This is a genomic window from Curtobacterium sp. A7_M15, assembly GCF_030705415.1.
GTDB lineage: Bacteria > Actinomycetota > Actinomycetes > Actinomycetales > Microbacteriaceae > Curtobacterium.
On the sequence record NZ_JAUZED010000122.1, the window covers coordinates 1 to 10483 of the forward strand.

Below are 10483 nucleotides of genomic sequence, written 5' to 3' on the forward strand. Positions count from 1 at the left end.
CGCGGGACGGGCCCGCCCCGCGCCTCCCGTCCGACGCCGTCCGCGTCGGGTCCGCAGCCTCAGTCGTCGAAGTGGGCCGCCGCGGACCGTGCGCGGTAGGTGACGTCGTCGAGGTCGTCACCGATGACGGTCACGTGCCCGATCTTGCGACCCGGACGGGGCGCCTTGCCGTAGAAGTGGTACTTCGCCTCGGGGAACGCCTCGAGCGCACCCGGGTACCGCGCCGCGAGGTCACCGTCGGCCGGGCCGCCGAGCACGTTGATCATCACCGCGGCCGGGGCGAACGCACCGGTGGCCCCGAGCGGCAGGTCGAGCACGGCGCGCAGGTGCTGCTCGAACTGGCTCGTCGTGGCGCCGTCGATGGTCCAGTGACCGGTGTTGTGCGGCCGCATCGCGAGCTCGTTGATGAGGATCCGCTCGTCGTCGGTCTGGAACAGCTCCACGGCGAGCACGCCCGTGACGCCGAGCTCCGTCGCGATCCGGACGGCGATGTCCTCGGCCATGTCGGCGATGCGTCCGGCGCCGTCGGGGGCCGGCGCGAAGACCTCGGCGCAGACGCCGTCGCGCTGCACGGTCTCGACGAGCGGCCAGGCGACGACCTCGCCCGAGGGACGTCGGGCCACGGACTGGGCCAGCTCACGGGTGAAGGGCACGAGTTCCTCGACGAGGAGCGCCTGCCCGCCGCCGGTCTCGGCGACGGCGATGAACCAATCGGCGACGTCGGCCGGGTCGGTGACCACGCGGACGCCCTTGCCGTCGTAGCCGCCGCGGGCGGTCTTCACGACGGCACGTCCGCCGTGGTCGTCGAGGAAGGCCTGCAGCTCCTCCGGGTCCTGCACGGCCGCCCAGTCCGGCACCGGCAGGCCGAGCTCGGACAGCCGCGTGCGCATCGTGATCTTGTCCTGTGCGACGGCGAGGGGTTCCGGACCGGGGTGCACGGCGACGCCGGCGTCGACGAGGGCGCGCAGGACGTCCTGCGGCACGTGCTCGTGGTCGAAGGTGACGACGTCGACCTCGCGTGCGAAGGCGAGCACGGTGTCGACGTCGTGGTAGTCCCCCTCGGCGGTGGCCGCGATGGCGGCCGACATGCCCGGCCCCTCGGCCAGCACCCGGATGTCGAGCCCCAGCTCGACCGCGGCCGGCACCATCATCCGTGCCAGCTGTCCCCCACCGATGACCCCGACGCGCAACGCCATGCTGTGTGTTCCTTCCGTCGTTCACACCGTCCGGCGAGAACGCGCTGTCTAGAATCGCTGTTCGGGTCGTCGTCCTGTACGACCCGCTGATCGGCCCTCGTGAGCACGACCAGCCACAACTCTACGGACCCGGGAGACACCGTGCGGCGACTGGTGGCCCAACTGGCACGCTTCGGCGTCGTCGGCGCGGTGGGGTTCGTCGTCGACACCGGCATCTTCAACCTGCTGCGGGCCACGGTGCTCAGTCCGGACGAGGTCCACTCCGGACCGTTCTGGGCGAAGGTCGTCTCGACGATCGTGGCGATCTTCGTCAACTGGATGGGCAACCGCTACTGGACCTTCCGCGAACAGCGGCGGGCGGTGGCGACGCGTGAGGGGATCGAGTTCGTCGTCGTGTCGCTCGGCGGCATGGTCATCTCGCTCGGCTGCCTCGGGATCTCGCACTACGTGCTCGGTCTGACCTCGGCGTTGGCCGACAACATCTCCGGCAACGTGATCGGACTCGTGCTCGGCACGGTCTTCCGGTTCTGGCTCTACAAGGTGTGGGTGTACCACCCCGAGCGCGGTCACGCCAGGGTCACGACCGCCGAGCCGTCCACCACGGCACCTGCCGGTCACGCCGCTGCCCCCACCGGTTCCGAGGTCGCGGGCCAGTAGGCTCGACGCGCCACCGACACGGGTGGCGTCGCCGACCCGGGAGTCCGCTCGATGCAGTCCGAACCGCACCCCGACGTCCCGCGGAGCGAGCGGCTGTCGGTGGCCGTCCTCACGGCGGTGTTCGGCCTCTGGCTGGTGCTGTGGGCGCTCGTCGTGCCGGCGTTCCAGGCCCCGGACGAGCCCGCGCACTTCGACGCCGCCGTGCACGTCGCCACCGGTTCCGGGTGGCCGGCCCCCGGCACCATGCACGTGACGAACGCCGTCCGCGCCGCGACCCTGGAGCAGGCCGCGGGTGACTCGTCGACGTGGTCCACCGTGAGCGAGCTGCTCGCGGCGCACCCCGGGGACTCCACGACGGTCAACCAGATGACCCAGCACCCGCCGACGGCGTACGCGGTGGACGCGGTCGTCCTCCGCGTGCTGCACTACGGCTCCCTCCGCTGGGACCACGCGCTCCTCGCGCTCCGCCTCGTGGACGCCCTGCTCGTGACCCCGCTCGCACTGCTCGCGTGGGCCTCGGTCCGGCGGGTCACCCGGTCGCCGCGGGCAGCACTGATCGGCGCGCTCGCACTGTTCGCGACGCCGCAGCTGGCGTCGATCGGGGCCTCGGTGACGAACGACGCCCCGACGTTCCTGCTCGGCGGCGTCGTGGTGTGGCTCGCGACGCGGCTGCTCACCGGGGACCTTCGGCGTCGCACGCTCGTCGCGCTCGGGGTGGCACTCGGACTGCTCGTCTGGACGAAGGGCACGGGGCTGCCCGCGGTGCCGTTCGTCGCGGTCGTGGCCGTCGTCGCCGGCGCGGGCGTCCTCGCACTCCGGCAGCGGCTCCTCCGCGCCGCCGTCGCCCTCGGCGTGGCCGCGGTGATCGGCGCCTGGTGGTGGCTGCGGAACCTCTGGCTGTTCCACACCCTGCAGCCGGACGGGTACGCGGCGATCCGTCCGGACCGACCGTTCCCCGACGACCAGGGCCCCTCGGCGTGGCACTTCCTCGACGTCAGCTGGGGCACGCTCGCCCGGACCTTCTGGGGTTCGCCCGGGCAGCGCGCCCAGGTCAGCATGGGCGACCTGTTCACGGCGGTCCTCACGCTGGTCGCACTCGTCGTGCTCCTCGGCTGGGCGTTCCGCCGTGGGAGCACACGACGCACCGCGTGGACCCTCGCCGTGTTCCCCGCGCTCCTGCTGCTCCTGCAGACCGCGAGCAGCGCGGCGGCCTACCTCGACACGACCGAGGTCGCGGGCACGCAGGGGCGCTACCTGTTCCCGGCGCTGCTCTGCCTCGTCGTGCTGAGCGCGGTGGCGTGGCGGCGGCTGCCCCTCCCCGGGCGCGGGACGGTCGTGCTGCCCCGGGTGCTGGCCGTGGTGCTCCCCGCGATCGGGCTCTGGGGCCTCGCGGTCGCCGCTGGGTGGTTCTGGAACGCCGCGGCCGGGCCGCTCTCGCCTGCGAGCACCGCCCGCTACGAGTCGTGGGGACCGGTGCCGTTCGTCGTCGTCGCGGCCGTCGGTGTGCTCGTCGCCGTCGGAATCGTCGTCGGTGTGCTGCGGGTGTGGATCCCCGTCACCCGCAGCACCCCGGCCGAGGTCAGTTCCCCGACACCTTGACGACGTCCACGCGACAGGACTGGACCGGTGCGGACCGGATGTCCTGGCACGTCTGCTGGACGGTGAAGCTGTCCTCGAGCGTGCCGATCGCCGAGTAGTCCCGGTCCTTCGGGATGAGCGCGTTCGTGTAGTTCAGGAAGTACTGCACGCCCGACTTCTTGAGCAGGGCGACGAACGACGGGTCCTGGTAGTCGTATTCCTGGCCCGGTTCGCCGTACATCTGCGTGCCGGTCCGGAACGCGACGAGCGTGGCGTCACGGGTGTTCGTGCCGAGGATCCTGCTCCCGGCGGGCAGCGTGTGGTTGGCGAGCAGGAGGTCCGGGAGCGGCTCGTCCGGGGTGACGACCCCACCGAAGACCTGGCCGACGGGGATGCCCGAGGGGCGGGTGCCCATCGTCGAGAAGGGTGCCTTCACGCCGTTGACGTTCTGGCTGTACGCGGCGACGACCAGGACGGCGCACGCGACGACGGCGACGACCTGCCGTACCCGACGGCCCCGCCGAGCCGCGCGCCAGAACGCGGGCAGGAGCGCTCCGGCGATCAGGACCGACCCGATGAAGAGCGGGAGGTAGTACCGCGCGTTGCCGCCCTGCGTGTCGACCGTCGCGATCCCCGCGTAGCCGAGCAGGTAGACGCCGGAGAAGATGCCGACGATGCTCGCGAACACGAACCGACGGTAGTGCACGACGCCCGCCACGACCGCACCGACGAAGACGACGCCGATCGCGAGCGCGAACGGTGCGAACGACCCGATGCGGTTGAAGTAGTAGGGCAGCGCCTCGAGTCGCTGCTCGACGTAGTAGCGCACCTTGCCGACCAGGGTCGTCGTGTGGCTCGTCGTCGGGGCGGCCTCGGCGCCCGGCTGCGGCACCTCGGGGACCGTGCGCTCGGCGCTCAGGATCCCGGCGTCGTAGATCGACGGGGTGCGGTCCTCGTTCGGGGACACCGCGCGGGCGTTCGGCGGCGTCGCGATGCGGTACTCGTCCGTGTCGGTGCTCGAGGTGTCGCTGAACTTGCCGGAGACGTTCACGGTCAGCGAGGAGCCGACCTCGATGCCGCCGAACTTCACCGACAGCGCGATGACCCAGGGAGCGGACACGAGCACCACGGCGACGAGTGCCACGACGGGCAGCAGGACGCTCCGTCGCTCACGGGCCTCGGGACGGTCCTGGAACCAGCGGACGACCGCCCACACCGGCACGACCACGAGGAACACGGGGACGAGGAAGGCCTTCGTGAAGTACCCGAACGCGCACACCGCGCCGAGCAGCACCGCGGTGAGCACGATCCGTCGCACCGAGCCGTGCCAGGCCCGGTCGGCCGCGATCAGGGCCCAGAGGAACCCGAGGCACCACACGAGCACGAGGGTGTCCGGCGTCTGCAGGCTGACGTTCGCCATCAGGAGCGGGGTCGTCGCCGCGATCGACCACGCCGCGGTCCAGCCGTTGCCGGTCGTCCGGAGCAGCAACCACGCGCCCATCGCCAGCACGGCGACGCAGGACAGCGTGTTGACGATCGCGAAGGCCGTGGTCTGCCCGACGCCGACCGCGATGAACGGCGCCATCAACCAGGACACCATCGGCGACCAGTAGCCGTTGACGGCGTCCGCCCAGTGCCACTCCGCGTACTGCTTCGCGATCGACATGTACGAGATGCCGTCGATGTTCGTCATCTCGAGCCGCGTGCGGAACGCGATCACGGCGATGAGCAACGAGGCGACGAGGAGGAGCGCGCCGTTCGCGAGCAGCGACACCCGCGTCGGACGTCGGCCCTCGTGGAAGGCCCCGAAGCGGCGTCGGTGCTCCACCACGGGAGCGTCGACAACCGGGGCCTCGGTCGTCACGGCGTCGTCGATCGTCATGCTGCTCCCCCGCGCAGTGTTCAGCGGCCCATGCCGCGGTAGGTGAAGCCGGCGGCCGTCCATGCATCGCGGTCGAGGCAGTTGCGACCGTCGATCACGACCGGCGTCGCCACGAGCGAGGCCGCCACGGCCGGGTCGAGCTCGCGGAACTCGGTCCACTCGGTGAGGACGAGCACGAGGTCGGCGTCCCGCAGGGCGTCGGTCGCGCTCTCGGTGTAGTCGAGCTCGGGGTGCACGCGTCGCGCCGTGACCACGGCCTCCGGGTCGTACGCGGCGACCGATGCACCGAGGCCGAGCAGCCGAGCGGCGATGTCGAGTGCCGGCGAGTCTCGGACGTCGTCGGAGTTCGGCTTGAAGGCCAGGCCGAGCACGGCGACGCGCTTGCCCGCGACGCCACCGCCGAGCAGCTCCTGCGCGAGCTCGACGACGTGTGCGCGGCGACGGAGGTTGGTGGCGTCCACGTCGGCCAGGAAGGCGAGGGACTCACCGACGCCGAGCTCGTCCGCGCGGGCCTGGAAGGCACGGATGTCCTTCGGCAGGCAGCCGCCGCCGAATCCGAGGCCGGCGTTCAGGAACTTGCGGCCGATGCGGGCGTCGTGTCCGATCGCGTCGGCGAGGGCCGTGACGTCCGCCCCGGCGACCTCGGCGATCTCGGCCATCGAGTTGATGAACGAGATCTTCGTCGCGAGGAACGCGTTCGCGCTGATCTTCACGAGCTCGGCGGTGGGGAGGTTGACGACGAGCCGCGGGGTCCCTTCGGCGAGCGCCTGGGCGTAGACCTCGTCGAGCAGCGCGACGGCACGCTCGCCGACCTCGCCGTCGGGCACGCCGTAGACGAAGCGGTCCGGTGCGATGGTGTCCTGGACGGCGAAGCCCTCGCGGAGGAACTCGGGGTTCCAGACCAGCGACGCCCCCGGGACGGCGGCCTCGACCTGGGCGGCGAGCCGTGCGGCGGTGCCGACCGGGACGGTCGACTTGCCGACGACGAACTCTCCGGCGGCGAGGTGCGGGGTGAGCGCGGTCACCGCGGCGTCGACGTAGGTGAGGTCCGCCGCGCCGGTCGGTCCCTGCGGGGTCCCCACGGCGAGGAAGTGCACCTGGGCGCCGGCGACCTCGGCCATGTCCGTCGTGAACCGGATGCGGCCGGACGCCAGCGCCTCGGTCAGGATCTCGGGGAGACCGGGCTCGAAGAAGGGGGCCTCACCCGCGGCGAGCCGCTCGATCTTGACCGGGTCGACGTCGACGGCGACGACTTCGTGCCCGAGCTTGGCCATGGAGGCGGCGTGCACGGCACCGAGGTAACCGCAGCCGATGACAGAGATACGCACGGGAAGACGGTACCCGAGTCTGGATGGCTGGTCGGTCACCGCGAGGCATGTCCGAGAGATCGTCAGGGTCGGACGTCGCCCCAGCGGGGCCGATCGGCGCCCCCGACGATCTCGTCCCAGTCCGGTTCGCGGTGTCGCCGACGCGCCTCGTGCGCCTCGACCAGGTCGTGCAGGACCGCCACCACCAGGTCGGCGTGCGGCACGTCGCCGAGCACCAGGGCCGGCTCGTCACCTGGGAAGACCAGGACGTCGCCGGACCGGAACACCCCCTGCAACCCACGACGGCGGACCGTGACGTCGTACCCCCGCGAGTGCAGGAGCTCCCGTCGGGTGCGTGTACCGAGTCCGTGCACGACGACGAGGCGCCGGGTGGTCACGACGTACCGCTCGGACATCCAACGGAAGAGCGGCACCGCACCACCGAGGAACACGAGGAGCACCACGAGACCCGCGACCACGGCGTTCAGCCAGGCGAGCTGCGCACGGAACACCCCGAAGCCGAAGCCGCCGGCGAGCACGACGACGACGACGAAGACCGCGGGGCGCACGAGCCGACGGGCGTGCGGGCGCAGCCGCGCGACCACGCGTTCAGGCGGCGGCTCGTCGGTCATGCCGTCATGCATACCGCAGGTGGGTGACGTCCCCCACGGCGACGCCCCTGGAGAAGCCGGCTCGATCCCGGATCGTGATGCGACCCTCGTCGTCGATGCCGGTCGCGTCCGCCTCGGAGACGGTGCCGTCCGGCAGCTCGAGGCGCACACGCTGCCCGATCGTGCCGCAGGCCGACCGGACGTGGGACCGGACCCCGTCCGCGGCCGCACCGCCGTCGACGAGGGCGACCACGGCCTCCTGGACCCCACGGAGGAACCGCGACAGCACACGATCGGCGAGCTCCGCTGCCGACCCCGTGGCCCCCGCGACCGCGAGCGAGGTCGCGGTCGGTGTCGGCAGCCGGTCGGCCGGGATGGTCAGGTTCACCCCGGCACCGACGACGACGCTGCCGTCGGCCGCGACCTGGCAGAGGATGCCGCAGACCTTGCGGCCGTCGACCAGGACGTCGTTCGGCCACTTCACCGCGACGCGGTCCGCGGACCCGGAGGCGCGGCTCGCCGCCGCCTCGTCGCGCACGTCGGCGTCGTCCCCGGCCGGGAACCCGTCGTCGCCCCGGTCCGGACCGGACAGCACGGCGACGACCGCGTCGCGCATCGCCGCGCCGGCGACGAGCGGCAGCCAGCCGCGGTCCTGCCCGTCGAGGTCGGCGCGGACGAGCAGACTCGCCGCGAGGGTCTCCCCGGCGGGCGCCGACCAGGTCCGGTCGAGCCGACCGCGACCCGCGGTCTGGTCGAGCGTCACCACGACGCTGCCGTGCGGCTGCGTCGTCGCGAGTGCGAGCAGGTCGGCGTTCGTGGACCCGGTCGTCCCCGGTTCCGTGAACACCGCACCGGCGGCCTCGACAGCGGTTCGGCTCAGCGGGAACGTCGAGGACGCGGGTGTGGACATGCAGCAAATCTACGGGCCGGAACCGTGGGGGTCCTCCAACCGACCCCGCCGTCGCCGCCGGTAGGGTGGGCGCGTGACTTCAGGAGACACCCCCGATCTCTCGACGACGGCCGGCCGGCTCGCCGACCTCCGCGAGCGGTACCACGAAGCAGTGACCGCCGCGGGCGAGACCGCGATCGCGAAGCAGCACGCCAAGGGCAAGGGCACCGCCCGCGAACGCATCGAGCAGCTGCTCGACGAGAACTCGTTCGTCGAGTTCGACGAGTTCGTGCGGCACCGCACCCACGCGTTCGGCATGGAGTCGAAGCGCCCCTACGGCGACGCGGTCGTCACCGGCGTCGGGACGATCCACGGCCGCAACGTCGCCGTCTACGCACAGGACTTCACCGTCTTCGGCGGCTCCCTCGGCGAGGTCGCCGGCGAGAAGATCGTCAAGGTGATGGAGCACGCGCTCAAGACGGGCGTGCCGATCATCGGCATCCTCGACTCCGGCGGCGCCCGGATCCAGGAAGGCGTCGTCGCGCTCGGCAAGTACGGCGAGATCTTCCGCCTCAACACCCAGGCGTCGGGGGTCATCCCGCAGATCTCGATCGTGATGGGCCCGGCGGCCGGCGGCGCGGTGTACTCCCCCGCCCTCACCGACTTCGTGATCATGGTCGACAAGACGAGCCACATGTTCGTCACCGGCCCGGACGTCATCAAGACCGTCACCGGCGAGGACGTCGGCTTCGAGGAGCTCGGCGGCGCGCAGACGCACAACGCGATCTCCGGCGTCGCCCACTACCTCGCCGACGACGAGTCCGACGCACTCGACTACGCCCGCTCGCTCATCGGCTTCCTGCCGGACAACAACCTGTCCGACGCGCCGGCCTACGACGTCGCCCCCGAGCTCGAGACGACCGACGCCGACCGCGAGCTCGACGTGGTCATCCCGGACTCCACGAACCAGCCGTACGACGTCACCACGATCATCGAGCACGTCGTCGACGACGGCGAGTTCCTCGAGGTGCAGCCGCTCTTCGCGCCGAACATCCTGATCGGCTTCGGTCGGGTCGAGGGCCGCACGGTCGGCATCATCGCCAACCAGCCGCAGGCGATGGCCGGCACGCTGAACATCGACGCCGGCGAGAAGGCAGCGCGCTTCGTCCGGTTCTGCGACGCGTTCGGGATCCCGATCCTGACCCTCGTCGACGTGCCCGGCTACCTGCCCGGCACCGACCAGGAGTGGACCGGTGTGATCCGCCGCGGCGCCAAGCTCCTCTACGCCTACGCCGAGGCCACCGTGCCGCTCGTGACCGTGATCACGCGCAAGGCCTACGGCGGCGCCTACATCGTCATGGGCTCGAAGCAGCTCGGCGCCGACATCAACCTGGCGTGGCCGACGGCCGAGATCGCGGTGATGGGCGGCCAGGGCGCCGTCAACATCCTGTACCGCGCCGAGATCAAGCGGGCCGAAGAGTCCGGCGAGGACGTCGCAGCGGTCCGCGCGAAGCTCGCGAACGAGTACACGTACAACGTCGCGTCCCCGTACCTCGCGGCGGAGCGCGGTGAGCTCGACGGCATCATTCAGCCGCACGCGACGCGCGTCTCGGTCATCAAGGCGCTGCGGGCCCTCCGCGGCAAGCGCGCTTCGCTGCCGCCCAAGAAGCACGGGAACATCCCGCTGTGACGGGCGCACGCTGATGGGCCGCCACGCAGCCGCCGTCCCCGCGGTCCCCGTCGACCAGGCCGTCTCCGCGGCCGCCGACGTCCGTGTCGTCTCCGGTGAGCCGACACCAGAGGAGCTCGCCGCCGTCATCGCCGTCCTGCAGCGCCAGGCGGACGAGGCAGCGGCGCTCGGCCGCCCCGAGGTCACCGTGTCGCCGCGCTCGGGCTGGGACGTGTCCGCCCGGGGGCTCCGTCGACCGCTCGAGCACGGTGTCGGCGCCTGGGGTCGATCGCTCCGCTGAGCAGCTCCGCTGTGCCGCTCCGGGGGCTTGCGCTCGCGGTGGGGCGCGGGCGACCATGTACCCCTGGGTACCGACCGGTCTCGAACGCTCGACCGCAGGATTCCCGGTCGGTCTCCCCGCAGACGGGGGACAGCAGGCGCCGAGGTCGTCGGAAATGGCCCGATTTGTCCCCCATAATGACGACTGACAGAGCGTTGGACGGCGGGCATAGTAGTTCGTGTTCGGTGTCCTTCAGCGAAGAACATCGCAGGTCGGTGGCCGACTAGGGTACGAAGCCACCTACCAGCTACGAGTCAGGGCGATATTCGGGTTGTCGCTCAGACTCGGGTCGTGAACGGGCCGGTCGGATTCCGACCGGCCCGTTCCCCGTTTCCGGGCGGTGTCGCCGGCCGA

9 protein-coding genes are annotated in these 10483 nt (G+C 71.7%); 4 read left to right on the plus strand and 5 right to left on the minus strand.

What is annotated here, in order from left to right:
* Positions 1 to 59: 59 nt before the first annotated feature.
* Positions 60 to 1196: a 5-(carboxyamino)imidazole ribonucleotide synthase gene (locus tag Q7F20_RS16110; RefSeq protein WP_305741084.1), complete on the minus strand. Its 1137-nt coding sequence runs from the start codon at positions 1194 to 1196 to the stop codon at positions 60 to 62.
* 153 nt (positions 1197 to 1349) lie between these two features.
* On the opposite strand from Q7F20_RS16110, the gene Q7F20_RS16115 reads away from it, so the two are divergent.
* Positions 1350 to 1853 (plus strand): GtrA family protein, encoded by a 504-nt coding sequence (locus tag Q7F20_RS16115; RefSeq protein ID WP_370871713.1) that lies wholly within the window; start codon positions 1350 to 1352, stop codon positions 1851 to 1853.
* 51 nt (positions 1854 to 1904) lie between these two features.
* Positions 1905 to 3452, plus strand: coding sequence for a DUF2142 domain-containing protein (locus Q7F20_RS16120; RefSeq protein WP_305741085.1), 1548 nt, complete (start codon positions 1905 to 1907; stop codon positions 3450 to 3452).
* On the opposite strand, the gene Q7F20_RS16125 is transcribed toward Q7F20_RS16120, so the two are convergent.
* From Q7F20_RS16125 to Q7F20_RS16140, 4 genes are all read right to left on the minus strand, one after another.
* Positions 3433 to 5313: a glycosyltransferase family 39 protein gene (locus Q7F20_RS16125; RefSeq protein WP_305741086.1), complete on the minus strand. Its 1881-nt coding sequence runs from the start codon at positions 5311 to 5313 to the stop codon at positions 3433 to 3435. The genes Q7F20_RS16120 and Q7F20_RS16125 overlap by 20 nt on opposite strands.
* Positions 5314 to 5333: 20 nt before the next feature.
* The gene (locus tag Q7F20_RS16130; protein ID WP_305741087.1) at positions 5334 to 6641 is read right to left on the minus strand and encodes a UDP-glucose/GDP-mannose dehydrogenase family protein; all 1308 of its coding nucleotides are present in this window, start codon (positions 6639 to 6641) and stop codon (positions 5334 to 5336) included.
* A gap of 62 nt (positions 6642 to 6703) precedes the next feature.
* Positions 6704 to 7252, minus strand: coding sequence for a PH domain-containing protein (locus tag Q7F20_RS16135; protein ID WP_305741088.1), 549 nt, complete (start codon positions 7250 to 7252; stop codon positions 6704 to 6706).
* A gap of 4 nt (positions 7253 to 7256) precedes the next feature.
* Positions 7257 to 8141: a biotin--[acetyl-CoA-carboxylase] ligase gene (locus Q7F20_RS16140; RefSeq protein ID WP_305741089.1), complete on the minus strand. Its 885-nt coding sequence runs from the start codon at positions 8139 to 8141 to the stop codon at positions 7257 to 7259.
* Between the two features lie 73 nt (positions 8142 to 8214).
* Here Q7F20_RS16140 and Q7F20_RS16145 point away from each other — a divergent pair, with 73 nt between their 5' ends.
* Both Q7F20_RS16145 and Q7F20_RS16150 read left to right on the plus strand, forming a co-directional pair.
* Positions 8215 to 9810 carry an acyl-CoA carboxylase subunit beta gene (locus tag Q7F20_RS16145; protein WP_305741090.1) on the plus strand — a complete coding sequence of 532 codons (1596 nt, stop codon included), beginning with the start codon at positions 8215 to 8217 and terminating at the stop codon, positions 9808 to 9810.
* A 13-nt stretch (positions 9811 to 9823) separates the two neighbouring features.
* On the plus strand, positions 9824 to 10090 hold the full coding sequence (locus Q7F20_RS16150) for an acyl-CoA carboxylase subunit epsilon (protein ID WP_305741091.1): 267 nt from the start codon (positions 9824 to 9826) through the stop codon (positions 10088 to 10090).
* The last annotated feature ends 393 nt before the right edge of the window (positions 10091 to 10483 follow it).

Coding starts and splice junctions, on each gene's coding strand:
- Q7F20_RS16110 (WP_305741084.1), bottom strand. CDS start 1,196: ATGGCGTTGCGCGTCGGGGTCATCGGTGGGGGACAGCTGGCACGGATG.
- Q7F20_RS16120 (WP_305741085.1), top strand. CDS start 1,905: ATGCAGTCCGAACCGCACCCCGACGTCCCGCGGAGCGAGCGGCTGTCG.
- Q7F20_RS16125 (WP_305741086.1), bottom strand. CDS start 5,313: ATGACGATCGACGACGCCGTGACGACCGAGGCCCCGGTTGTCGACGCT.
- Q7F20_RS16135 (WP_305741088.1), bottom strand. CDS start 7,252: ATGACCGACGAGCCGCCGCCTGAACGCGTGGTCGCGCGGCTGCGCCCG.
- Q7F20_RS16140 (WP_305741089.1), bottom strand. CDS start 8,141: ATGTCCACACCCGCGTCCTCGACGTTCCCGCTGAGCCGAACCGCTGTC.
- Q7F20_RS16150 (WP_305741091.1), top strand. CDS start 9,824: ATGGGCCGCCACGCAGCCGCCGTCCCCGCGGTCCCCGTCGACCAGGCC.